Genomic DNA, 23,855 nt, shown 5'->3' with positions numbered 1-23,855 from the left:
CGCTTTGGCGTGACGATGTCATGTATTGGCCCGCCGGAGTGAGGAAACGCGCATGGGATGTCCGCAAGTGTGCATGGGCGCGATGCTGCAATGCAGCTTCGGCGTCGCCCCCAGCAGTCTGGTGGTGTTGCCCGCCAACCGGGTGATGGCCGGCGGGGTGCCGGCCGCCAACATCATGGACCATGTGCCCATGCTCAACGTCATGCCCTTCGGCATGTGCCAAAGCCCGGCCAACCCAATGGTGGCGGCCGCCACCGCCGCCGCCATGGGCGTGCTGACGCCCATGCCCTGCATCCCTGTCACCGCCGCGCCGTGGACGCCGGGCGCGCCCACGGTGCTGATTGGCAATATGCCGGCGCTGGACAGCAACAGCATGCTGATGTGCAACTGGGGCGGGGTGATCAAGATCAACTCGCCTGGTCAGTTCACGGTGATGATTCCCTGAGAACCTGTTTACGATCTGCTGCGCTGCGGCGATACGGCGTTAAAAACAAGCTCAAAATGCTCATGTACCACGTGTACATTCCGCTTTTTCGCTTGTTTTCGCCTTGTCTCGCTCTTGCTCGCGAGACTTTGAACAGGTTCCGCCTGGAAGCCTGTTTGCGTTTGAGCGACCGGATTTTGGCGCCGACAGCTGGCGCTTGTTCATCAGCCTATAGGTCAGGCAGCCGACGGACGGTGGCTTGATGAAAATCAAACGTTTAATTTAAATGGCATTTTAATTTATGGGCTTCTTGCCGATTGGCATGAATCAACCTTCTCAAGCAAGGAGCCCTCATGAGCTTTTCCCATTGTCTCGCCGCCGCTGCACTCAGTCTGGCCGCCGCTTCCGCCTTCGCCGTCACCATCACCCCGCCGGGCCCCGGCGGCGCGGCCATGCCGTTTTCCGCGGTGGGGCCGGCCAAGGTGGGCAAGTTCGGCATCGATCTGGACTGCAAGGCGGTGTTCAGCGGCACCGTGGACGGCTACGGCAATGTGGCCATCACCAGCGCCTCGTTCAGCGGCGGCGCGCTGTGTAAGGTGATCAAGCCCTCCGCCTCGGTCGCTTCGCCGTGGACCGGTCACGTGGATACCGCCACTCAACTGACTTTGGATAATGTGTCGGTGAATGTGAAATCGCCGATCGCCGGCGGCCTGTGCGGCCCCACCAAGATTGTGGGCAGCGTGGCCGACAACGGCAGCGAAACCGTGATTGGCCTGGATGCGGCCCAGTTGTCCGGCGGCTGTTCCATTAGCGCGACGTTGAGCACTACGCCGTATATGCGGGTTACGCCCTAGAACCTGTTTACGATCTGCTACGCGTCGTGAAACGTGGCTCGGTGAGTGCACTTTCAAAATGCTCATGTACTGTGTGTGCACTCCGCTTTTTCAGCGGTTTTCGCCTTGTCTCGCCCTTGCACGCGAGACTTGAACAGACTCTTGGCGATCGGCGTTGAAAACGCCTTAATGGACCCCTGACGCGCCGCATGGCGGCTTCAGGGGTTTTGTTTATGCGGGCGGGAGCCGGCGGCCTTCTATTCAACGGGCCGGCGTCTGGAGAAAATGCTCGACGATGCGTTCGGTTTCGCCGGACTGCTTCATCGCCTGCAAGGCCGCGCTCAGCTTGCCGGCCAGAGAGGCCGGGTCCAGCCGTTGCGGGTAGTTGTCCGGGCTTAGCGGCTGGTCGGCGCGGTAATCCGGGTTGGGCAGCGCCCGGTAAAAGCGCGAATGCTTGGAAAAGCCCATATGCATTGCCTGCCAGGGCTCCAGCGACGGGTGCAGCGTCAGCCCGGCCGGCCGCAGCCGTTCCCAGTAGAAGCGCAGCGTGAGTTCGTCATAGATGTAGAAATCCGCCTTGCCGGCGCTGATCAGGCGGAAGGCGCGTTCGACGTCCAGCTCCGGCACTTGCAGCACCTTGGTGCGCGCTTGCCAGGGAGGGGGAAGCAGGTCCGGGTTGCCCAGGCTGCGCAGCTCCACGCTATTGTCCAGATCGGCGTAGCCGCGTACGGGCGCGTGTTTGGCGCGGGTAATGATCACATGGCGCTCGCGCAGGCCGTTGGCCACGAACAGGACGCTAGCTTCGCGCTCCGCGTTGTAGGTATAGCCGGGGTAGAAGTCCACCTCGCCCTGCGCCAGCGCTTGCAACACCCGCTTCTTTGGCAGACGCACCACTTTCAGCGTGCAGCCGATGCGCTGGCAGGCGCGGCTGTACAGGGCTTTATAGATGCCGTCGTCGCTCTCGTCCTCGATATAGGGACGCCGCTCATTGGTGCGGTAGCCCATCACCAGCTCGGGGTCTTGCGCCGGCGCGGGGAAGGCTTGGGCCGCAATGGCGGCGATGAGGAGGCAAAGCGCGAGACGCATGATGGTCCCTCCGGTCGTTCGTTTTCAGCTTATGTCATTCCCGCCGTCAGCGCGCAGCGGAGACAAATACATGATAGAAATAGATAGGTTTCCGCAAAATTCATCGCTTTTTCAAATGTATGTCCACTTGCACAATGCTGACCGCAGCCATGTGGCTGGAAACCGGTCTTGGAGACGCGGCGATGAGTACTAGACGACACTTCCTGGGCGCGAGCCTGTTGACGGCGGGGAGCCTGCTGGCCGCCCGCGGCTGGAGCGGCGCGCCGAGCGCGGCCGGCTACCGCATGCCGGACGAGGGCGAACGCCACGCGGCCACCTGGATGGCCTTCGGCCCCAGCCTGGCGGTGTGGGGCGATGACTTGCTGCCGGTGGTGCGGCGCGATCTGGCGCGGGTGGCTCAGGCCATCGCCGCCCACGAGCCGGTGCGCATGCTGGCGCGCGCCGAGGACATGGAACTGGCGGCCAAGCTGTGCGGCCCCAAGGTGGAGCTGCTGGAGCAACCGCTGGACGATTTGTGGATACGCGACAGCGGTCCGGTTTTCGTCAAGGGCGAAGGCGGAGCGCCGGCGGCGGTGGATTTCAACTTCAACGGCTGGGGCGGCAAGCAGGCGTACCGTCGGGACGCCAAAGTAGCCGCCGCGGTGGCTGCAAAGAGCGGGGCGCCGGCCGTGAGGACCTCGTTGGTGCTGGAGGGCGGCGGCATTGAAGTGGACGGCGAGGGAACCGCCATCATCACGGAAAGCTGCGTGCTCAACCCCAACCGCAACCCCGGCTGGAACAAGGCGCGGTGCGAGCGCGAACTGCGCCGGCTGCTGGGCGTGGACAAGGTAATCTGGTTGCCCGGCATCGCCGGCCGCGACATCACCGACGGTCATACCGATTTCTACGCCCGTTTCGTCCGTCCTGGCGTGGTGGTGGCCGGCTTGGACACGGATCCGCAGTCCTACGATTACGCGGTGACCCGTCGCCACCTGGCCTTGCTGCGTCAGGCGCGGGACGCGCGCGGCCGCAAGCTGGAGGTAGTGGTCTTGCCGGGTCCCGAGCGGGTGCGGCCCGAGTACGAGGGCCATGAGATGGCGGCCGGCTACATCAATTTCTATGTCTGCAACGGGGCGGTGATCGCGCCGGAGTTCGGCGACGCCAAGGCCGACCGCAACGCGCGGGCGGCGCTGCGCGAGTTGTTTCCGCAGCGCGAAGTGGTGCAGTTGAACATCGACGGCATCGCAGCCGGCGGCGGCGGCATTCATTGCGCCACCCAGCAGCAGCCGGCTTGAGAACCCGTTTACGCGCTGCCGCGCGTCGGCGATACGGCGTTGAAAACGAGCTCACAATGCTCATGCGCCGCCTGTACATTCCGCTTTCTCAGCCGGTGCGCCTTCTTCTTGCTTGTGGGACGTTGAGCAGGTTCTCAGCTCGCGGGATCGTAAACATGTTCTAATCGGGCGGCGTAGAAGGCAATATCGCCGCCACGCCGGCCCAGGCCGGAAACCAAGAGGACATATCCGGATGGATAGAGGCAGTAACAGCGGCGGGCCTAAGGCGGGCGAGTGGGAAGACCAGGCAACCGGCGAGCTTGGCCGTCTGCCGTCGCTGCGGCTGCTGACCGGTTTCGAAGCCGCCGCGCGCCTGGGCAGCGTCTCCCGCGCCGCCGAGGCGCTGCACCTGTCGCAGTCCGCGGTCAGTCACCAGATTCAACAGTTGGAAGCCTTTGTCGGCCAGCCCTTGTTCCAGCGCGTGGGCCGCGGCATCGAACTCACCTTTGCCGGCGAAATGCTGCAGCAGAGCGTGCGACGCGCGCTGGACACGCTGCGGCGCGGGCTGGACCGCATCGCGGTGTACACCGATCCGGGCCTGGTGGTGCTGGTGGGGCCGGCTTTTTTGCTGCACGGCTGGCTGCAGGGGCGCTTGGACCGCCTGCGCGCAGCCCACCCCGACATCGTGCCGCTGCTGTCCACGGATGAAGAACCGGGTCAGGCCGATGAGATCGACGTCGACATCGTCATCGGCCGGCAGCCGCTGGCGATGGCCGGCTGGGAAGACGCGGCCTGGCTGCGGGAGGACTGGCGTTTTGTCGCCGCGCCGGCCTTGGCGGAACGGCTGGCGGCGCTGCCGGCCGAGCGACATCCGCAACTGACGCGCTTGATCTGCCTGGAAAAAGCCAGCATGCCGGAGGCGGCCGCCGCCGCGATGCAGTCCATGCTGCCGCGCTTCGGCATCGCCGCCGCCTACGACGCGCCGCAGTTGGCGCTGGACGCGGCCTTGCGCGGCCACGGCATCGCCTGCCTGCCGTCGATGGCCTTGGAAGAAGCGCTGGCAGAAGGCCGGCTGCGCGAACTGGCCGGTTACCCGCGCCAGCCGGGCGCGCAATGGTGGTTGTCCCGGCCGCGGGACGCTCTGCGTAGCGAGGCGATGGCGGGTATGTTCGATTGGCTGCGAAAAGAGGGCGGCTGCGAGTAGGCGGCGCCTCAGAGCCTGCTCAAAATCTGCTGAGCGTTGGCGGTACGGCGTTGAAAATGTCCTCGAAATGCTCATGCCCCGTGTGTGCACTTTGCTTTTTGAGCCATTTTCTCCTTGTCTCGCCCTTGCTCTCGAGATCGTAAACAGGTTCTTAGTCCGTCAGCTGTTCCCGTTGCGGCAGGTCCGGCCCTCGCCGCGCGCAGGTCAGGGCTGCTGCGCGCGTTGCGAAGCGGACCAGATCCTCGGTTTCCGCCCGGCTCAGCGCCGCCAGCCCGTCCGGGCTCAGCCGGTCCAGCTCGGCCAGCCGGCACAGCAGCGCGGCCTGGAAGCTATCGCCGGCGCCCACGGTGTCCACAACCTGAACGGCGGCGGCTGGATGTTCCCATTCGCCGTGACGGCGGCTGAACACGCGAACGCCTTGTTCGCCGCGGGTGAGCAGCAGCAACTGGCATGGCGGGGCGAGCCAGCGGCGGGCGCAGGCTTCGACCTCCTGCCCCGGATACAGCAGGGTCAGATCCTCGACGCTCACCTTGATCAGATGGGCGTGGCGGCGATGGATGTCCAGGCATTGCCGCCAGCGCGCTCGTTCCGGCTCCACGTTCAGCCGCAGATTGGGGTCCAGCGAGATCAGACGCCGGCCGCTTTCGCGTGCCGCTAGCGCTTGCAACGCCTCGCCGCCGGGGCGGCTCACCAAGGCGTAGGAGCCGAAGTGCACGGCGGCGATTTCGTCTTCCAGCGTCGGCAGTTCTTCAGGACGTAGGCTGGCCTCCGGCGCGCGCTCGCCGTAAAAGCCGTACTGCGGCTGGCCGCCTTCGTCCACGCTCACCATCGCCAGCGTGGTGGGCAGATCGCGCGGCAGCAGATAGCGGCTGTCCACTCCCTCCTGTTCCAACAGCCGCCGCAGCTGTGCGCCCAGATAATCGTTTGACAAGGGCGTCAGCAGGGCCGAGCGCCGGCCCAGCCGCGCCAGGCCCCGAGCCACATTGAACGGCGAACCGCCGGGCACGGCGCGGTAGTTCAGTTGCGGCCATTCCGCCGCGCCGGGTTCCAGGAAAAAATCGTACAGGGCTTCGCCGCAGCACAGAATCATATGAGGGTCTCCGCAAGTGAGGGGGGGCGCGCCTGGTAGAGCGCGCGAAAGTGACGCAGACGAGCTTGCAAGGCCTGAAGCCGGGCGGGGTCCGGGGCGTGGAGCGTTCGCGGCGACGGTTTGACGCAGACGGCGCCGATGTCACCGCCGTCCGCCAGCCAGCCCAGTCGGGCCGCGCCCAGCGCGGCGCCGGCTTCGCCGCCCAGGTGGGTGAGAATCTCGGTGTCCAGCGCGTCGGCCAGCAATTGCGCCCAGAACGGGCTGCGCGCGCCGCCGCCCACCAGGGACAAGGCTCGCGGCGCGGCGCCGGCGGCGCGCAGCGCGTCCAGCCCGTCCGCCATGCCGAAGGCGACGCCCTCCAGCACCGCGTAGCCTAGCGCGGCGCGGCCGTGCGCCTGGCTCAAGCCCCAGAAGGCGCCGGGAGCGAAAGGATCGTTGTGCGGAGTGCGCTCGCCGGACAAATAGGGCAGGAATACCGGCGCGGCGCTTAGCTCCGCCGGGCTCAGCCGCTCTATTTCCGTCAACAGCGTCGCCTCGTCCACGCCGGCCAGCCGGCAGAACCAGCGCAGGCAGCTGGCGGCGGACAGCATCACGCTCATCAGGCTCCAGCGCCGGGGCAGCGCGTGGCAGAAGGCGTGCAGCGCCTGCGCCGGATTGGGGCGGAAACGGTCGTCGACGACGAAGATCACCCCGGAGGTGCCCAGCGACAGGAAACCGTCGCCCGGGGCGATCGCGCCGATGCCGACGGCGCTGGCCGCGCCGTCGCCAGCGCCGCCGGCGATCAGCGGCGGTCGGGCGATGCCCCAGGCGGCCGCGGCGGCCGGGCTCAGCCTCCCGGCCGGCGCCAGTCCCTCTACCAGCCGCGGCATTTGACGGCGCGACAGTCCGCCGGCATCCAGCAGTTCCTCGGACCAGTCGCGGCGGCCCACGTCCAGCCACAAGGTGCCGGAGGCGTCCGAGGTGTCGGTGATCTTGTCGCCGCACAGGCGCAGGCGCAGATAGTCCTTGGGCAACAGCACGGTGGCGACGGCGCGGAAGCTCTCCGGCTCATGCCGCGCCAGCCAGCGCAATTTGGGCGCGGTGAAGCCGGGCATGGCCAGGTTGCCGGCGACGGCGTGGAGCCTCGGCGCGGCGGCGGTCAGCTCGGCGCATTCGGCCACGCTGCGCAAATCGTTCCACAAGATGGCCGGCCGCAGCACCCGGTCCCGGCTGTCCAGCAGCACCGCGCCGTGCATCTGGCCGGACAGGCCGACGGCGCGGGTGGCGGCCAGCGCGGCCGGCGCCTGTTCGCGCAGCTTGGCGACCGCCGCGCAGGCGGCGCGCCACCAGTCTTCCGGGTCTTGTTCGGCCCAGCCCGGCCGCGGCCGCGAGACGTCCAGCGCCGCGCCAGCGCTGGCGAGCGGGCGGTTGTCGCCGTCCAGCAGCACGGCCTTGATTTCCGACGTGCCCAGATCAATGCCTAGATACATGGTTTTGTCCTTGGATGGAGTAGCGGACGGCTGGGGGGCGGCGCTCTCGCGCAGTCTATCCCCGTCCGCGGCCTTCCAGCCAGCTGTCCACCCGCGTCAGCGCGGCGCGCAAGGGCGCGACCAGCGCCGGGCTGCAGGCCAAGGGGCCCCAGAGCGCCGGGTCCGCGCAGTAGGCGGCCACCGGGTCGGCCGCCGCCAGCATGCGATGGCAGGCGGAGATGTCCATGCTGCCGTCCTGGTAGGCGTAACCCAGCCGGCCGGCGCGCCAGCGCTGCAAAAAGCGCAGGAACAGCGCCGGCAGCATGGCGCAGGCGTCCGGCCGGCGGCCGGCGGCGATGGATTCCCGCAGCGTGGGCGCGATGAAGCCGGGCAGCTTGGCGTAGCCGTCCGCCGCCACGCGCTGATTGCTGTCGCCCAGCGCCGGATTGCCGAAGCGCTCCAGCACGCTGTCGCGATAGCCGGCCAAGTCCAGCGGGCTGGGGCTGAGGCAGGGGATCACGTCCTGGCTGACGTAGTCGTAAGCCAGCCGCCGGATGTCCGGGTCCGCCGCGCCCTGGTGGATGAAGTCCAGGCCAAGCAGGCTGCCGGCCCAGGCGATGCCGCTGTGGCTGGCGTTGAGGATGCGAATCTTGGCTTCCTCATAGGGTTGGACGTCGGCCACCAGCTGCGCGCCGACGCGCTCGAGCGCCGGGCGGCCGGCGGCGAAGCGATCCTCTATCACCCATTGAGTGAAGGATTCCGCGGTGATCGCGCAGGGATCGCGCCAGCCGGTGGCGGCGGCCACCCGTTCCGCCAGTTCCGGCGGCGGCCGCGGGGTGATGCGGTCCACCATGGCGTTGGGGCAGCTGCTGTGGCGGCGCGTCCACGCCAGCAGCTCGGTTTCCTGGCGCAGGCTCAGAAACTGTTCCAGGCCCTGGCGGAAGCGTTCGCCGTTGTGGCGCAGATTGTCGCAATTGAGCAGGGTGAGCGCGCCGCCGCCGCGCGCCGCGCGCGCGCGCAAAATCGTGGCGACGGCGCCGTACAGGGTGTTGAGCCCGCCGTGCAAATCGTCCGCCAGCTCCGGATTGGCGGTGTCCAGCGCCTGCTCCTGGTTCAGGTAGTAGCCGGCTTCGGTGACGGTGAAGGAGATCACCCGGGTGGCCGGGTGCGCGCCTTCGTCTATCAGCGCGCTCAGCCGGCGGTCCCAGGGCAGCACCGCGTCGATGGCGCGGATGCGCCGGTAGCGGCGCTCGCCGGCCGGGCTGACGGTTTCCAGCGTGTACTGGCCTTGCTGCGCCGCCAATTGTTCCAGCAGCGGGTTCTGGTCGGCGCGGATATTGCCGACGGCCAACCGCCAGGGCTCGGCGTCGGCGCTGGCCAGTTGGTCCAGATAGACGGCCTGGTGGGCGCGGTGGAAGGCGCCGGCGCCGATGTGCAGCCAGCGCGGCGGGGAGGGAGTGTGTTTCATCGCAGGGCTCCGTGGCGGCTTCAGTGCGGCAGGCGCGGCAGGGCCTGGCCGTCTTGGTGGAACAGGTGACAGTGATGCGGCAGGCGCGGCAGGGCCTGGCCGTCTTGGTGGAACAGGTGACAGTGATGCGGCAGGGCGCTGAAGCCTATTTCGTCGCCGGCGGCGAAGTCCTGCGCGTCCGAGATCCGGCTGATCAGCGGCTCGTCGGCGTCCGGCGCCTCGGCGTACAGATAGGCGCAGTCGCCCAGGCTCTCCACCGCGGCCACGCGCGCGCGCAGCGCCGCTGGCCCGGAGGCCGGCTGCAGGTGTTCCGGGCGGACGCCGACGGTGACGGCGTCGCCGGGCGTCAGGTCTTGCGCCGCCACCGCCGTCAGCAGTTCGCCGCCGCCGTCCAGACGCACGGCCACGCCTTCCGGCAGGATGCTCAGCACGCGGCCCGGCAGAAAATTCATCCGCGGCGAGCCGATGAAGCCGGCGACGAAGCGGTTGGCCGGATGGTGGTAGAGCGCGCGCGGCGCGCCCACCTGTTCGACGCGGCCGGCCGACAGCACCACGATCTTGTCCGCCAGCGTCATCGCCTCCACCTGATCGTGGGTCACATAGATCATGGTGGTTTTCAGCTGCTGGTGCAGGCGGGCGAACTCCAGCCGCATTTTGACCCGCAGCGCCGCGTCCAGATTGGACAAGGGCTCGTCGAACAAGAACACCTTGGGTTGGCGGGTGATGGCGCGGCCTATGGCCACCCGTTGGCGCTGTCCGCCGGACAGAGCCTTGGGCTTGCGTTCCAGCAGGTGGTCAATGTGCAGGATGGAGGCGGCGCGGCGCACCGCTGCGTCGATCTCGGCGCGGCTCTTGCCGGCCAGCTTGAGGCCGAAGGCCATATTGTCGTACAAGCTCATATGCGGGTAGAGCGCGTAGGACTGGAACACCATGGCGATGCCGCGCTTGGCCGCGGGCACCTCGTTCATGCGTTCGCCGCCTATCTCCAACTCGCCGGCGCTGATCTCCTCCAGGCCGGCGATCATGCGCAACAGCGTGGACTTGCCGCAGCCGGACGGGCCGACGAAGACGACGAACTCGCCATCGTCGATGTGCAGTTGAATATTGGACATCACTTCCGGACCGTCGCCGTAGCGTTTGCCCACATTGCGCAATTGGACGCTTGCCATGCGTTTTCTCCTTACTCGTATTTCAGAACGGACGGGCTTGCAGCCGGCGCACCAGCTCCGGCAGCCGCCGCATATCGTCGAAGACCTGGCCGGCACCGGCTGCCAGCAGCCGCTCCGCGTGGCCGGCGGCGATGTGGCCGGCGCCCGCGAAGCCCAGCACGCGCAGGCCGGCGGCGCGGGCGGCGGTGACGCCGGTAACGCTGTCCTCCAGCGCCAGGCAGTGATCCGGCGCGGCGCGCAGCGAGCGGCAGGCCGCCAGGTAGACATCCGGCGCCGGCTTGGCCGCGCCCACCTCGTCGGCGCAATGCACGCGGCCCTGGAACAAGGGCCACAGCCCGGTGCGGCGCAGCGCCGCGCGCACCCGCGCCCCGGCGCTGTTGCTGGCCACCGCCTTGGGCAGGGGGATGGCGCGCAAGGCGGCGGCCACGCCGGGCACGGCCCGCAGCCGCGCCGCCACCTCGGCGTCCACCGCGCGGCGGATGCGCGCGATCTCGTCCGGCGCCAGCGGCAAGGGGTGCTGGCCGGCGATGTCGGCCAGCAGCGCTTCCAGCGTCATGCCCAGCCGCGGCTGGATCACGGCGGCCGCGTCCACCCCGGGCAGCCGCGCCGCCAGCTGCGTTTGCAGCGCGTGCTGGGCGGCGGCCTCGCTGTCCAGCAGCACACCGTCGCAATCGCAGACCAGATGGGCGACGGCGCCGCTCATTTGACCGCCCCGAAGGTGAGACCGCGCACCAGCTGCTTTTGCGTCAGCCAGCCCAGCGCCAGGATGGGCGCCACCGCCAGCAGCGAGGCGGCGGATAGCTTGGCCCAGAACAGGCCTTCCGGGCTGGAGTAGGAGGCGATGAACACCGTCAGCGGCGCGGCGTGGGCGCTGGACAGATTGATGCTCCAGAAAGCCTCGTTCCAGCTCAGAATCAGCAGCAGCAAGCTGGTGGACGCCAGGCCGGGCAGGGCCATCGGCAGCAGCATATGAATGATTTCCTGCCACAGGCCGGCGCCGTCCATGCGCGCCGCTTCCAGGATTTCGCGCGGCACTTCGCAGAAATAGGTGTAGGCCATCCACACCGCGATCGGCAGATTGGCCAGCGCGTAGACCAGCACCAGCCCGGTCACGGTATCCAGCAGGCCTCCCTGTTTCAGCAGCAGATAGACCGGCAGCAGCACACCCACCGAAGGCAGCATCTTGGTGGACAGCATCCATAGCAGCAGCGACTGCGCGCGCGCGCCGGGATGGAAGGCCAGGCTGTAGGCGGCCGGCACCGCCAGCAGCAGGCTGAGCGCGGTGGCGCCGAAGGACACGGCGATGGAGTGGCCGGCAAAAGCCAGGTAGTCGCTGCGGGCGAACACCTCGCGGAAGCTGTCCAGCGTGGGCTGGAACCACAGGCTGAGCTGATAGGCCTGGGCCTCGGTCTTGAAGGCGGTCAGCAGCATCCACAGGATGGGGAAGAACAGCAGCAGGGCGATCAGCCAGGCCGCGGCGGAGGTGGCGGCGTAGCGCCAGGACAGCGTCGGTTTCCGGTTCATGCTTGCCCTTCCTCCTTGAGGTTTTGCGCCAGCATGCGGATCAGGAACACCGCCACGATATTGGCCAGCACCACCGCCAGCACGCCGCCGGTGGACGCCAGGCCGACATCGAACTGTTGCAGGCCCACCGCGTAGATCAAAAAGGACAGCGTGGTGGTGGCGGTGCCGGGGCCGCCGCCGGTGGTGGCGTAGATTTCCGCGAACACCGACAGCAGGAAGATGGTTTCAATCATCACCACCACGCCGATGGGCCGCCTCAGGTGAGGCAGGATGATGTGGAAGAACATGGCCAGCGGGCCGGTGCCGTCGATCTGGGCCGCCTCTTTCTGTTCCGGGTCCAGCGACTGGATTGCGGTGAGCAAGATCAAGAAGGCGAAGGGCAGCCATTGCCAGCTGACGATCAGGATGAGCGAGAACATCGGGTATTGGCCCAGCCAGTCCACCGGCGGCAGGCCCAGCGCTTGCGCGGCGGCGGCGAACAGGCCGTAGACCGGGTGCAGCAGCATGTTCTTCCAGATCAGCGCGCCCACGGTGGGCATTACGAAGAAGGGCGCGATGGCCAGCAAGCGGGCCGGGCCGCGGCCGAAGCAGGGCTGGTCGAACAGCACCGCCATCAGCAGGCCGCCGACGACGGAGATCAGCAGCACCGCGCCGGTCAGCAGCAAGGTGTTGGCGATGGAGGGGAAAAAGGCCGGATCGCTCCACAGGAAGCGGTAATTGTCCAGGCCGGCGAAGCCGGATTCGTCCGGGCTCAGCAGGCTGTAGCGGTTGACCGAGAAATACAGGGTCATCGCCAGCGGCACCAGCGACCACAGCAACAGGCTGAGCACCGCCGGCGCCAGCAGCCAGCGCCGCGCGCCGCCGCGGCGCGTCCTGGAAGGCGGGGCCGCGCCGGCGGCGGCGCGTAAAGTATGAGCGGGAGAGGGCATGGGGTTTCCTCCGGATCGCCGTAGCGGCGGTCGTGGGTGGATGGGGGCGGCAAAGCGCTGGGAACAGGCTCTTGGGTTCTTATGCTTACGGCTTTTGATAGCCGCCCTGCCGCACCGCCCGGTCCGCCGCCGCCTGGCCGGCTTTCAGCGCGGCGTCCACGCTGCTTTGACCGGCTAGCGCGCCGGAAACGGCCTGGCCGACCACGGTGCCGAAAGACTGGAATTCCGGGATGCCGACATACTGGATGCCGGTGTAGGGCACTTTTTTCAGCGCCGGGTCATTGGGATTGGCCTGCTGGATCGCCGCCAGCACGAACTTGGCGAAGGGCGCGGCCTTCAGGTATTCCGGCTGCTGGTAAGTGGACAGGCGGGTGCCGGGCGGCACCGAAGTCCAGCCCTGATCCTTGGCCACCAGCCGGATGTAGTCCTTGGAGGTGGCCCATTGGGCAAACTGTTTGGCCGCCGCTTGCTGACGCGAGGATTGGGGTACCGCCAGCGCCCAGGACCACAGCCAGCTGGAGCCCTTGGGCGTCACCCCCGTCGGCGCCTGGGCGAAGCCCACTTTATCCGCCACCTGAGACTCCTTGGGATTGAACAACAGCCCTGCGGCCACGGTGGCGTCTATCCAGATACCGCATTTGCCGCTGGCGAACAGGGTCAGGTTCTCGTTGAAACCATTGGTGCTGGCCCCCGGCGGGCCGTAGTTGCGCATCAGGTCCACGTAGAAGTTCAGCGACTGCTTCCACTCCGGGCTGTCTATCGTCGGCCGCCATTGCTCGTCGAACCAACGGCCGCCGTTGGTGTGCACCAGGGTGGACAGATAGGCCATGTTCTCGCCCCAGCCGGCCTTGCCGCGCAGACAGATGCCGTATACCCCGCCTTTTTCCTTCAGCGTTTTGGCGAAACCGGCGATCTGCTGATAGGTGGGCCGCTCCGGCATGTTCAGCCCCAGTTTGGCGAACAAGTCCTTGCGGTAATAGGTCATCGAGCTTTCCACATAGAAGGGCAGCGCGTACAGCTGGCCCTTGTAGGACAGCGCGTCGCGCGCGGTCTTGACCACATCGGCCAGCTCATAGCCGGGCGCCAGTTGATCCATGGGCTGCAACCAGCCTTTCTTGGCCCAGATCGGCGCTTCGTAGGTGCCTATCGTCATCAGATCGAATTTGCCGCTCTTGGTGGCGATGTCGGTGGTGACGCGCTGGCGCAGCATGTTTTCCTCCAACACCACCCAGTTGAGCTTGATGCCGGGGTTTTGCGCCTCGAAGGCCGGGGACAGCTTTTTCAGCGTGATCATGTCCGGGTTGTTCAGCGTGGCGATGGTGAGGGTGGCGGCGTGGGCGGAGCCGGCCAGCAGCAGGGCGGCGGCCAGCGGGAAGCTGTGGGGTGTGGTCATGGCGTTTCTCCTTGCGTGAAGCGTTGCGGACAAAGCTTATGGCGGCCGGCTTGCCGTGCGCGATGCGGCGGCGGCTCGGACCCGCTCGGGGCGGTGTCTGCGGTTCTGGATCGGGTCTTGAGGCGTGAATCAGGGCGGCTTGCCGGCGCGGGAGCGGCGGCTCAGCTCATCCAGTTGCCGCCGTCCACGTTCAGCGTCTGGGCGGTGATGTAGTCGGCGTCGGCGGAGGCGAGAAACACCGCCGCGCCGCATAAATCCTCCGGCCTGCCCATGCGGCCCAGCGGCACCGCCGCGCCCACCCGTCGTTTTTTCTCGCCGGGGCCCAGGCCCTCGTAACGGGCGAACTGCGCGTCCACCTGATCCCACATCGGCGTGTCCACCACGCCGGGCGCGATGGCGTTGACGTTGATGCCGTGCGGCGCCAGCGCCAGCGCGGCGGACTGGGTGTAGCTGATCACCGCCGCCTTGCTGGCGCAGTAATGGGCCACCAGCGCCTCGCCGCGGCGGCCGGCCTGGGACGACAGATTGATGATCTTGCCGCCCTCGCCCTGGGCCGCCATTTGCCGCGCCGCCGCCTGCATCAGGAAGAACATGCCCTTGACGTTGACGGCGAACAGCCGCTCATAGCTGTCCCAACTGGCTTCCAGCAGCGGGGCTAGGTCGAACAGCGCCGCATTGTTGTAGAGGATGTCCACGCGGCCGAAGCGCTCGGTCGCGGCGCGGACGATGTGTTCGATATCGTCGCGCTTACCGATGTCGGCGGCCAGCAAGGCCGTGTTGTCCGCATCCGGCCCGCCGGCCAGCGCCTGCAGTTCCGGGCTCAGCCGCAGGTCCACCAGCAGGCAGCGCGCGCCCTCGGCCAGGTAGCGGCGCGCCACCGCCAGCCCGATGCCGCCGGCCGCGCCGGTGACGATGGCCACCTTGTGTTTCAACTTCATGATTTCTCCTCCAAAGACTATTTTTGAGCATTTGCTCTTGTTGTGGGCAAATATTCGATAAAATACAGGAGGCTGTCAAGCGCGGAGGATGAAAAAGAAGTGCTGCATAGCAGCATGATTTTTAAAGAGAATCTTTTCTCAGGAGGGGGTTGGATGGCTTGCGGCGTGGATCAAGACTGGCCGTTGCGGCGCTAGGGCGCATGGCGTATAAACACCTATGTGTTTAAACGCTTGAGGGGAGTGAGCCATCATGAACACTGTTCGCTGGAATATCGCCGTGTCGCCGGAGATGGATCAGTCCGTGCGCATGTTCATCGCCGCGCAAGGAGGTGGCCGCAAGGGCGATTTGTCGCGTTTCATCGAGGAGGCCGTGCGCGCCTACCTATTGGAGAGCGCCGCCAAGCAGGCCAAGAGCGCTGCCGCCGGCATGAGTGAAATGGAGCTGAGCGATCTGATCGATGAAGCGGTGCAATGGGCGCGTGAAGACTGATGCGGGTCATCCTGGACAGCAATGTGCTGCTGGGGGCGCTGATCTCGCCTGGCGGGCCGCCGGATGCCATCTACCGCGCCTGGCGCGCGGCGCGTTTTGAACTGCTGACCTCGACAGCGCAACTGGACGAGCTGCGGCGCGCCAGCCGTTATCCCAAGCTCAGAGCCATCCTGCCGGCACACCGCATCGGCGCGATGGTCAACAACTTGCAGCGTGCCATCGTGCTGGACGCTTTGCCGCCATTGCCGGCGGGCGTAGAGGCCGCGGATCCTGACGACGCCTTCCTGTTGGCGATGGCCTTGGCGGGAGAGGCGGACTACCTGGTGACGGGGGACCGTCGCGCCGGCTTGCTGCAGCGCGGCAGCATTGGCCGCGCGCGCATCGTCACCCCGGCTGTTTTCTGCGCCGAGGCGTTGTGATGCGGTGACAAGGGCTGGTCCATCGATTTGGAAACCAAGCGAGGAGGGTGTTTTGTCCAAACAGCAGGAAAAGCTGGACCAGGCGGCGCGGGCCGCCTGGCTGTATTACGTGGCGGGCAAGACCCAGAACGAGATCGCCGAGCAGTTGCAAGTGTCGCGCCAGGTGGCGCAGCGGCTGGTGGCGGCGGCGGTGGACCAGGGCCTGGTCAAGGTGACGGTGGCGCATCCGGTGGCGGCCTGCCTGGCATTGGCGGAAGCCTTGCGCCAGCGCTTTGGTCTGCAGCTGTGCGAGGTGGTGCCGGCCGACGGCGACGCCCCGGCCGAATTGCGCAAGAAGCTGGCGGTGGCCGGCGCGCGCGTGTTCGAGAGCTATTTGCAGCAGCCGCGCCCGCTGGTGGCGGCCCTGGGGTCCGGCCGCACGCTCAAGGCCGTGATCGACGAACTGGGCGACATTCACAGCCCGCAGCACCGGCTGGTGTCGCTGATCGGCACCATCGCCCACGACGGCTGTTCCAACCGCTACGACGTGGCTTTGCCGGCGGCGCAGAAAACCCAGAGCCGCTACTACCTGCTGCCGGCGCCCTTGTACGCCGACAGCGCCGACGACCGCGCGCAATGGTGCAACCACCGGCTGTACCGCGCGGTGGAGGCGCTGGGCGCGGAGGCCGACGTGGCCTTCATCGGCATCGGCGCCATTGCGCCGGGCTGCCCCCTACAGGAGGACGGCTTTTTGGACGAGACCGAGATTGCCGGGCTGATGGCGCGCCAGGCGGTGGCGGAGCTGCTGGGCCGGCCGATGGACAGCGCCGGCCGGCTGGTGGGCGAAACGGTGCAGGAGCGGGTAACCAGCCTGGCCTTGAGGCCGCGGCCGGCCAAACCGGTGATCGCCTTCGCCGGCGGCGAGGACAAGGCGGCCGCCATCCTGGCGGCGCTGCGCGGCGAATGGCTGTCCGGCCTGGTCACCGACGAGGCCTGCGCGCGGCGGATATTGGAGGGGTGAGGGGAGCCCGCCGCGAGTATCTCCCATGGCGCCAGCGCAGCCCAAGCATCAGGCAATGCGGGCCGATGGGCGTTCAGGACGTCACCGCCTCCAGCTTGCTTGCGGCCAGCTGCAAACGTTGTTGCAGGGGGTCCAGCAAAGCCCACAGCGCCTTGCCGCGCAGTTGCGCGTTTTCGGTATGGCGCAGCATCAGCAGCAGCGCGCTCAGCGCCTCGCAGCATTGGCGCAGTTCGTCGGCGATGTCGTCGTAGTGTTCGCAGCAGCGGGACAGATAGGCCAGTTCAAGGTCGATGGCGGCGAGGGCGGGGTTGTCGCTGCGCTGCGCGTGCAACTGCTGGACGGTCTTGATCAGGCGGGCGGGCGGTTTGGCCGGCGGCGGTTTGGCGAATCGGGCGAGGAGGTTGCGTATCGGCATGGAAGCTCCTGGAAGTCCGTTATGGGCTGGCGCGGGGCGTGGTCCGCTGGGCGGAAGGCGGACCGGCTGGATTCGCGATTTCGAGATGAGCGGCTTAGAATGCACGAATCGTGTCGGAACTCCGGTTCCGCCTTGACCCAAGGGCGGCCTGGCGGGTGGCCGCGGGGCTTATCCGCTGACTGGTTTGGCTGGCCTTGGCGGCGTTAGCCTGTTGAGTCATTGGCGTGACGCTATCTGACCACGATCGCGGTTAATTGCAAATGCGAGCGTGGTCCGCAATTTTAAAATATAAATATATTCAATAAAATCAACTCATTGCAGTGACCGTGAATGTGGTTTTTCCGTCTATCCGCTTCGTTCCTTGTTGAAGCTGAGAGCCTGTTCAGGGCGCAGGGGGGCTCAAGCGGGACAAGGCGTTGCGGCTGAGGCGGCGGAATGGCGGCGCGGCGCGGTACAAGGCGCCATGAAGCGCAGCAGACTTTGAACCGATTCTGAGGGGGTGGATATTGGAATCTCTTGGCAAACGATTGAGGTTTATCCGCGACACGGTGCTGAAAGAAGCGCGCGACGTCACTGCGCAGAAACTGGGCATATCGCTGGTGTCGCTGCAGAACTACGAAGGCGGCACGCGCAAACCGTCCGCCGTGCTGGTAGCCAAGTTTTCACGCCTGACCGGCGCGCGGCTGGATTGGCTGCTGTTTGGCGAAGGGGAGGCCTTGCCGGGGGCGACGGGGCCGCGCACCGGCGAGCCCTTGGCGCCGTATGCGCCGCAAGGCGCGCATGTGGAGGTGCTGTGTTACGGCGACGGCGCGGCTCTGCCGCTGGCGCTGGGCTGGCTGGAATCCCGGCTCAAGTTGCCGGCCGGCCAGCTGGCGGCGGTTGCGGTGGCGGGCGATGCGATGGACGGCGTGTTGAACGATGGCGACCTGGCCCTGATCAACCGGGCGGAAACCCAGCCGGGCAGCGGCTTGTACGCGCTGGAGCTGGACGGCGAGGTGGTGGTGCGCCGGGCGCAGAGGCTGCCGGGCGGCAAGCTGGGCTTGTCCAGCGCCAATGAGGCTTATCCGCCGTTTGAGGTGGACCTGGCCGCGCCGCCGGCGGATTTCTCGGTGTTGGGGCGGGTGGTGTGGCTGGGGCGGCAGGTGTAGCGCTGACCTGTTTATGGTCTTTGCTTACTGGCAGCCTTGCTCAAGGCATTGAATCCGCTGCGCGGTTAAGCAGCATTTCACACACTGAAAAAATCGTAACAAGGAGAATAAGGACATGTCGAATAACAATTTTACGAGCGTAGTCTCCGTTCTTCACGTGAATGATTTCGACGGAGCCGTTGAATGGTACGCCAAATGGCTTGGGCGCAAGCCGGATGTTACCCCTTATGAGGGAGTCGCCGAATGGCGGCTGGCAGAAAATGCTTGGATTCAAGTTTCGCTTGCGCCAGACCCAAGCCTGGCGGGTAAATCATGTGTAGTGTGCGGTGTCCGCAATATCGAAATACAGAGGGCAATTTGTCAAGACGCTGGTGTTGCCGCTAGCGAAACACAGGACCTGGGATTCATAAAGCTTGCCCAAGTCAGCGATCCAGCCGGAAACACGGTGATGTTTGTCCAGGAAATGTAGAGCCGTCTTGATTGGCGAAAGAGGTGAAACTGACAATGTTAGCCGCTCTTAGAACCTGTTTACGATCTTTTGTCTGTACTTTGAAACACGGTTTGCTACACAGGAAGTCGCGTATTCGACGCGCCCTGGGTCCCTTCAAGCCTGCCGTCGGGTGGCAGGTCCGAGGTCTTAAGCGGCTGCTTGTTCGAGCGATTTGACGCTAGCAAATCGCGAGTTCAGCCGCGCCTCGGGCCTGACGGGACCCGGCGGGAAGCCGCAGGCCAGGCTTGCAGGGTGGCCTTTAGGGGTGGAGGGGATATTTGGCCAAGCAAATATCTCCTCCCTGCTCGCCGGGCAGCCCCGGCAATGAAAATCATCATCCGCGCAGCGGATTCCATGTCTTGGAGCCATCACTCGGAAAGATTGTAAACAGGTTCTTAGGCTTCCTGCGCTCACCCCATCACCCTATGCCACCACCAGCGCCAGCGCGCCATAGGCTTGCCGTCCGCGTTCAGCGGCCGGCCGTCGTCGGCGAAGCGTTCCGGCGGCCCTAGCGGTTTGCCCTCGACAAAATTCTGCCGTTCCGCCAGCGCGCCGTTGGGGTGGTAGCGCTGTTGCAGGCCGTGTTTGAGGCCGTTGCGGTAGACCGCCAGCTCCGCCGCCTGGCCGTTGGGAAACAGGGTGCGGGTTTCGCCGTGCGGCAGGCCGTGGCGGTAATGGGCCTGGCGTTGCAGCGCGCCCTCCGGCGACCAATACTGCGCGGCGCCGTGCAGCTGGCCGCGCTGGTAATGCAGCTGGGCCGAGGGCTGGCCGCCGGGGTGAAGCAGGGTGGCCGGGCCGTGCAGCTGGCCGTCTTGGTAGTGGAAGCGCGCCAGCGGCGCGCCGGCCTGCTCGATGCGCGCCGGGCCTTGCAGCTTGCCGTCGCCCAGCTGGCCGACGAAGCGCTGCTGGTCTTGCTGGATGTCTATCGGTTCCGCCATCGCATCAGTTCTGCTGGATCAGCCCGCCCTTGAGGGTGAGCATGCCGCCGCCGTCCACCGTCTGGCTGGCGCTGGCCTTATTGGTCAACGACACCCCGGCGTCGTTGGTCAGTGTGGTGCCGGCTTTATTGGTCAGCTCGGTGCCCGCCTGGTTGGTGAGCCCGGTGCCGGCCTTGTTGGTCAGGCTGGTGCCGGCCTGGGCGGTGTAGGCGGCGTCGCTCTTGGCGGTGAAGGCGCCGCCGCTTTGCAGGGTGAGGGTGCCGCTGACCTTGATGGTGAGGTTGCCGTCCACGGTCAGCGTGTAGTTGCCGCTGACCTTGTGTTCGTGATTGCCGCCGGTGCTGTGGCTCTGGTCGCCTTCCACCTTGACCGTGCGCTTGCCCTTGACGTTGAGGGTTTCATTGCCGGTTTTCACTTCCACCGTGCGGTTGCCCTTGTCCACGCTGAGGCTGTCGTTGCCCTCGGTGACGCTGCGCTTGCGCTCGTTCTTCACCACCAGGGTTTCATCGTGGCCCACGTCGGCGGCCACGTCGTTGAGCACTTTCACTGTGTAGTTCTTCTGGGCCTGGAAGAACACTTCCTCCTTGTCTTTGCTGTCGTCGAAGCGCAATTCGTTGAAGCCGCCGCCGCCTTTTGTCGAGTTGGTCTTGAGGCCGGACTGCGCCTGCTTGGCCGGCAGTTCGTAGGGCAGCGCGTTGTCGCCGTTGTAGACGCAGCCGCTGACCAGCGGCTTGTCCGGGTCGCCGTCGATGAAGCTGACAATCACCTCCTGGCCGATGCGCGGGATGAACTGCATGCCAAAGCCCTTGCCGCTCCACGGCTGCATCACCCGCAGCCAGCAGGAGCTGGATTCGTCGTCCTTGCCGTCGCGGTCCCAGGGGAATTGCACTTTGACGCGGCCGTATTTATCGGTCCAGATCTCCTCGCCGGCCTTGCCCACCACCTTGGCCACCTGCGGGTGCATCACCGGCTTGGGGGTGAGCCGCGGCGGGCGGTAGGGGGTGGCCTTGGGGATGGCGGCGAAGCGGTTGCGGTAATGCTGCTGGCCGGCCTCGTGGCTGACGCGGGTCACCACCCAGGCGATATTGCAGGCCGGGTCCGGGTGGCCGCTCAGGGTGAAGCAGTGGCCGGGAATCAGCCAGCGGCAGTCGCTGTCGCCCACCAGCTCCACTTCCTCGGCGCGCAGGCCGTCGCTGCGCTGCTTGGCCAGCGCGTCGCCGTCGGCCTTCTTGGCGTAGCCGCCCGGGTATTGGTAGAGATTGGGCAGGTCGGACTTGGCCAGCGCCTGCGCGTACAGCGAGGCGCTGGCGGTGGTGAATTCGTAATCGCCGGCGCGGTAGCCGCCGGCCACCGCCTGGCGGCTGATGCCGGCGCTGCGCACGCCTTCCAGTTCGCGCCCGCCCAGGTCCTGGCCCAGATAGGGGATCTTGGCGTTATTGGGGCAGTCCGGGAAATGGCTGTTGCCGTCCGCCAGCACCAGGGTGTGCTTGCCGTCGGCGTGGGTGAAGAACCAGAAGATGCCGGCGTCTTCCAGCAGCCGCATCACAAAATTGAGATCGCTCTCTCCAAATTGCACGCAGTACTCGCGCTTGGGATAGGTGGCGTCCAGTTTCAGCTGGTAGTCGCTGAAGCCGTGGCCGGCGAACACCGCTTTTACGATGTCCGGCACGCTCTGGTTCTGGAAGATACGGTTGTTGCCGGCCAGGCTCAGCCACCACAGCCAGGGCCGCAGCGTCACGCTGTAGCGGTCCGCGGTGGCGTCGCCCGGCAGCTGGCGTATCGCCGCGCACAGGCCGTCCAGCGGCCGGGTGTTGTCGTCGCGGCGCAGGCTCAGCGTCAGGTGGGAGGCCACCGCCTTGTCCAGCGTCAGCGCGCTATCGCTGAAGCCGGCCAGGGTGAAGCTGCCCAGCGCGTTCAGCGCCTCGTCGCCGGACAGGCTGTCCGGGTACAACTCTTTCAGCGCGGAGGCGCTGAGCGAGAGCGGGGTGGTTTTGTCGGAGGGGCGGGGCATGGGATATCTCGTGGTGGTGGGGATCAGCAGACGACGTCGAAGACGATGGGGCGATGGTCTGGGCCGCTCATGTCGAACGCGTCCGCCCAGCCGCTGATGTCGAAAGGCGTGATGGTGACGTCGACCGAGGCCAGCACCCAATCCAGGATGCCGCCTTTTGCGTGGGTGGCCTGTCCTTGCCAGCATTCATAGGCCACGCCGGGGGTGTCCAGTTCCTCTACACGGGTGTAGTCCAGGTTTAGATCGCCGGTGGCCACCCAGTGTCCGCCCAGGCTGGCGCAGTCCCGCAACTGGCTCTTGGTCAGCCCGCCCTGGCCGGATTTGAAGTGGGCCAGAAACAGAAAGCCGGTGTAGCCGTTGACGGCTTCGGCCCAAACCGCGATCAGGTCCCGGTTCAGGCCTTTCAAGTGCCCCTGGCTGACAACTTCGAGGTGTAGCCCTTTTCTGGTTATTACGATGTAGCCGTTGGAATGGCCGCCGGCAAAGGCGTGGACATCATAGTTTTGATACACGCTGCGTAAATAATCGTAATAGTCGCCCAGCCTGGCGGAGTGCACTTCGCACAGAAACACCACGTCAACGTCCCAGCTGTCGTTGGAACAGCATTGGTGGATGAAGGTCTCGACCTGCGCCTTTTTATCCAGCGGCGAGGATTCGCCGTTCTTTTCCAGGTTGAAGCTGGCTACGCGCATCTTTGCTCCTTGACGGCTTTAAACGTCTATTCACGATCTTTTCAGGTATTGCCCAATACATTGAATCCGCTACGCGGATGATGGTTTGCATTGCCGGGGCTGCCCGGCGGGCAGGAAGGGGAATTTGCTCGGCCAAATTCCCCTTCACCCCAAAGGCCGCCCTGCAAGCCTGGCCTACGGCTTCCCGCCGGGCCCCGTCAGGCCCGAGGCGCGGCTGAACTCGCACCGCGCTAACGTCGCGGTGCTCGAACAAGCAGCCGCTTAAGACCTCGGGCCTGCCACCCGACGGCAGGCTTGAAGGGATCTGGGGCGCATCGAATACGCGGTTTCCAGTGTGGCTGGTAAGCTAAGTCGCTTTGATCTTGACCGCGTAGCAGATCGTAAACAACTTCCAAATTAATACTGCGGTTTTAGTGCTGCTTGTCTTGGCCCCCGCTTTGCGCTCTGGAGTAGGTGCTGAAGGTGCACATGGATAAGGTGTCCCAGATGATTTTAATCAGGGAGGTGCAGCAATTGTCATCGCTCTGATAATAAGACAGCAGGTCAAAATCGATATCGAACAAGTCGAATTCGTCAAACTGACTTTTCCCGGTTCTGGAGATTTTATTGGGGGCGTAGCCCAGCAAATCACCATTAAGTAGGCCTTGTTCGCTGAGTTGCGCCAGGGTGTTTTTCTGGATGTTAAAGGCCAGCTTGCTCACCGAGGTGGGCGAATGGCAGCAGCAGATGCAAGCGCATAAGGGCAGGGTGCAGCCGGTGGTCAGCGGCCTATCCCGTGCGTCGGTGAGGCCGGCCTCAAGCACCGCCGCCACCACCTCCGCGCAGTTGCCCAGGTTTTTCCCATGATTCGCTGTCATGAATTGGATCATTTTGTCTTGATCCAGCCCCAGCGCCGTCGGCGTTTTTTTTAATAGCGGCTTATGCGAGACGGCCTTTTCATCGCCATGGCTGCCGCCAATGTCAATTGAGACCTCATCGCTGCGGCGCATGGTCATGGTGGGTGGCTTCATATCCACTACCGAACTCATGCTTTGATGGGCTGACGGCGGCCTATCGATGGCGATTGTTGGCGGGATACCGATTTCCGGCGGCTTGCTTCTTAGAATGTGCACCACTTCATTCTTGCTGGGGATGTAAATCACATGCCGGACCCTGATACCCTTGGTTTTGGTATTGGCCCAAAACCGGGTGATATCATCCTTGGTGGTTCTGAGATGCATTTTTTGATGGCCGGCGGAGTATTGAAACTGATAGACCTCACGGTTTTGAGTGGTAATGGAAATGAGGCTGTGGTCTTGGCAATCCCCATTCTTGCAACTGCAAAACATGGTGCCCGAGCCACCACTGAGGGTCATTACGGTAATCATGCGGCCTCCGTGTTTCTGATCTCCAATGTGTTGATTCTGTATTGAGTGTTGCTTAAATCATTAAGCCAAATCCACTAACTTTTTTGTGAAAAAATATTGGCTATGTTTTTGGTAGGGTGGGGCTAG

The 23,855-nt window shown here is 65.6% G+C and carries 24 protein-coding genes; 9 read left to right on the top strand and 15 right to left on the bottom strand.

Going from position 1 to position 23,855, the window contains the following annotated elements; genetic code table 11:
- Positions 1–52 precede the first annotated feature (52 nt).
- Complete coding sequence (locus GYH29_RS15540) at positions 53–445, top strand: DUF4280 domain-containing protein (protein ID WP_039755922.1); 393 nt, start codon at positions 53–55, stop codon at positions 443–445.
- A gap of 332 nt (positions 446–777) precedes the next feature.
- Positions 778–1,278 carry a hypothetical protein gene (locus GYH29_RS15535; protein ID WP_043590154.1) on the top strand — a complete coding sequence of 167 codons (501 nt, stop codon included), beginning with the start codon at positions 778–780 and terminating at the stop codon, positions 1,276–1,278.
- A gap of 240 nt (positions 1,279–1,518) precedes the next feature.
- Here GYH29_RS15535 and GYH29_RS15530 read toward each other — a convergent pair whose 3' ends face one another.
- The gene (locus GYH29_RS15530; protein WP_161524094.1) at positions 1,519–2,343 is read right to left on the bottom strand and encodes a substrate-binding periplasmic protein; all 825 of its coding nucleotides are present in this window, start codon (positions 2,341–2,343) and stop codon (positions 1,519–1,521) included.
- Between the two features lie 182 nt (positions 2,344–2,525).
- Here GYH29_RS15530 and GYH29_RS15525 point away from each other — a divergent pair, with 182 nt between their 5' ends.
- Both GYH29_RS15525 and GYH29_RS15520 read left to right on the top strand, forming a co-directional pair.
- Entirely contained in the window at positions 2,526–3,617 is a 1,092-nt protein-coding gene (locus tag GYH29_RS15525; RefSeq protein ID WP_107731947.1) for an agmatine deiminase family protein, read from the top strand.
- Positions 3,618–3,849: 232 nt separating this feature from the next.
- Positions 3,850–4,800 (top strand): LysR family transcriptional regulator, encoded by a 951-nt coding sequence (locus tag GYH29_RS15520; protein WP_019103126.1) that lies wholly within the window; start codon positions 3,850–3,852, stop codon positions 4,798–4,800.
- A 151-nt stretch (positions 4,801–4,951) separates the two neighbouring features.
- On the opposite strand, the gene GYH29_RS15515 is transcribed toward GYH29_RS15520, so the two are convergent.
- The 9 genes from GYH29_RS15515 to GYH29_RS15475 all read right to left on the bottom strand — a co-directional run bounded on the left by GYH29_RS15515 (position 4,952) and on the right by GYH29_RS15475 (position 14,759).
- Positions 4,952–5,890: a carbohydrate kinase family protein gene (locus GYH29_RS15515; RefSeq protein WP_019101931.1), complete on the bottom strand. Its 939-nt coding sequence runs from the start codon at positions 5,888–5,890 to the stop codon at positions 4,952–4,954.
- Positions 5,887–7,359, bottom strand: a complete 1,473-nt coding sequence (gene xylB / locus GYH29_RS15510) for a xylulokinase (protein ID WP_161524093.1) — start codon at positions 7,357–7,359, stop codon at positions 5,887–5,889. Before xylB ends, GYH29_RS15515 begins: the two co-directional genes overlap by 4 nt.
- Positions 7,360–7,414: 55 nt before the next feature.
- Positions 7,415–8,806 carry a D-arabinitol 4-dehydrogenase gene (gene dalD / locus GYH29_RS15505; protein ID WP_161524092.1) on the bottom strand — a complete coding sequence of 464 codons (1,392 nt, stop codon included), beginning with the start codon at positions 8,804–8,806 and terminating at the stop codon, positions 7,415–7,417.
- Between the two features lie 20 nt (positions 8,807–8,826).
- On the bottom strand, positions 8,827–9,975 hold the full coding sequence (locus GYH29_RS15500) for an ABC transporter ATP-binding protein (protein WP_161524091.1): 1,149 nt from the start codon (positions 9,973–9,975) through the stop codon (positions 8,827–8,829).
- Positions 9,976–9,997: 22 nt separating this feature from the next.
- The gene (locus tag GYH29_RS15495; protein ID WP_161524090.1) at positions 9,998–10,678 is read right to left on the bottom strand and encodes an HAD family hydrolase; all 681 of its coding nucleotides are present in this window, start codon (positions 10,676–10,678) and stop codon (positions 9,998–10,000) included.
- Positions 10,675–11,499: a carbohydrate ABC transporter permease gene (locus GYH29_RS15490; protein WP_161524089.1), complete on the bottom strand. Its 825-nt coding sequence runs from the start codon at positions 11,497–11,499 to the stop codon at positions 10,675–10,677. The genes GYH29_RS15495 and GYH29_RS15490 overlap by 4 nt, the downstream gene beginning before the upstream one ends.
- Positions 11,496–12,428 carry a carbohydrate ABC transporter permease gene (locus GYH29_RS15485; RefSeq protein WP_161524088.1) on the bottom strand — a complete coding sequence of 311 codons (933 nt, stop codon included), beginning with the start codon at positions 12,426–12,428 and terminating at the stop codon, positions 11,496–11,498. The genes GYH29_RS15490 and GYH29_RS15485 overlap by 4 nt, the downstream gene beginning before the upstream one ends.
- Before the next feature lie 85 nt (positions 12,429–12,513).
- Positions 12,514–13,821 (bottom strand): ABC transporter substrate-binding protein, encoded by a 1,308-nt coding sequence (locus GYH29_RS15480; RefSeq protein WP_107731954.1) that lies wholly within the window; start codon positions 13,819–13,821, stop codon positions 12,514–12,516.
- 161 nt (positions 13,822–13,982) lie between these two features.
- A complete protein-coding gene (locus tag GYH29_RS15475; protein ID WP_161524087.1) occupies positions 13,983–14,759 on the bottom strand; it encodes an L-iditol 2-dehydrogenase in 777 nt (258 codons plus the stop codon).
- A 250-nt stretch (positions 14,760–15,009) separates the two neighbouring features.
- On the opposite strand from GYH29_RS15475, the gene GYH29_RS15470 reads away from it, so the two are divergent.
- From GYH29_RS15470 to GYH29_RS15460, 3 genes are read left to right on the top strand one after another with little or no spacing between them, the layout of a single operon-like run.
- Complete coding sequence (locus tag GYH29_RS15470; RefSeq protein WP_161524086.1) at positions 15,010–15,249, top strand: ribbon-helix-helix domain-containing protein; 240 nt, start codon at positions 15,010–15,012, stop codon at positions 15,247–15,249.
- Complete coding sequence (locus GYH29_RS15465; RefSeq protein ID WP_161524085.1) at positions 15,249–15,668, top strand: putative toxin-antitoxin system toxin component, PIN family; 420 nt, start codon at positions 15,249–15,251, stop codon at positions 15,666–15,668. The genes GYH29_RS15470 and GYH29_RS15465 overlap by 1 nt, the downstream gene beginning before the upstream one ends.
- A gap of 52 nt (positions 15,669–15,720) precedes the next feature.
- Entirely contained in the window at positions 15,721–16,668 is a 948-nt protein-coding gene (locus GYH29_RS15460) for a sugar-binding transcriptional regulator (RefSeq protein ID WP_019102567.1), read from the top strand.
- 73 nt (positions 16,669–16,741) lie between these two features.
- Here the strand turns inward: GYH29_RS15460 and GYH29_RS15455 are convergent, their stop codons facing one another.
- Positions 16,742–17,083, bottom strand: coding sequence for a hypothetical protein (locus GYH29_RS15455; RefSeq protein ID WP_019102566.1), 342 nt, complete (start codon positions 17,081–17,083; stop codon positions 16,742–16,744).
- A gap of 527 nt (positions 17,084–17,610) precedes the next feature.
- On the opposite strand from GYH29_RS15455, the gene GYH29_RS15450 reads away from it, so the two are divergent.
- Entirely contained in the window at positions 17,611–18,231 is a 621-nt protein-coding gene (locus GYH29_RS15450) for an XRE family transcriptional regulator (RefSeq protein ID WP_019102565.1), read from the top strand.
- A gap of 115 nt (positions 18,232–18,346) precedes the next feature.
- Complete coding sequence (locus tag GYH29_RS15445; protein ID WP_161524084.1) at positions 18,347–18,700, top strand: VOC family protein; 354 nt, start codon at positions 18,347–18,349, stop codon at positions 18,698–18,700.
- Between the two features lie 431 nt (positions 18,701–19,131).
- Here GYH29_RS15445 and GYH29_RS15440 read toward each other — a convergent pair whose 3' ends face one another.
- From GYH29_RS15440 to GYH29_RS15425, 4 genes are all read right to left on the bottom strand, one after another.
- Positions 19,132–19,659: a toxin-antitoxin system YwqK family antitoxin gene (locus GYH29_RS15440; protein WP_161524083.1), complete on the bottom strand. Its 528-nt coding sequence runs from the start codon at positions 19,657–19,659 to the stop codon at positions 19,132–19,134.
- Positions 19,660–19,663: 4 nt separating this feature from the next.
- Entirely contained in the window at positions 19,664–21,670 is a 2,007-nt protein-coding gene (locus GYH29_RS15435) for a type VI secretion system Vgr family protein (protein ID WP_161524082.1), read from the bottom strand.
- A 23-nt stretch (positions 21,671–21,693) separates the two neighbouring features.
- On the bottom strand, positions 21,694–22,362 hold the full coding sequence (locus GYH29_RS15430) for an endonuclease/exonuclease/phosphatase family protein (RefSeq protein ID WP_161524081.1): 669 nt from the start codon (positions 22,360–22,362) through the stop codon (positions 21,694–21,696).
- A 410-nt stretch (positions 22,363–22,772) separates the two neighbouring features.
- Positions 22,773–23,729, bottom strand: a complete 957-nt coding sequence (locus GYH29_RS15425; protein ID WP_161524080.1) for a hypothetical protein — start codon at positions 23,727–23,729, stop codon at positions 22,773–22,775.
- Between the last annotated feature and the right edge of the window lie 126 nt (positions 23,730–23,855).

Origin of the sequence: Chromobacterium haemolyticum (assembly GCF_009936155.1) — a bacterium.
Taxonomy (GTDB): Bacteria; Pseudomonadota; Gammaproteobacteria; order Burkholderiales; family Chromobacteriaceae; genus Chromobacterium; species Chromobacterium haemolyticum.
This window is presented reverse-complemented; position numbering and strand designations above follow the sequence as displayed.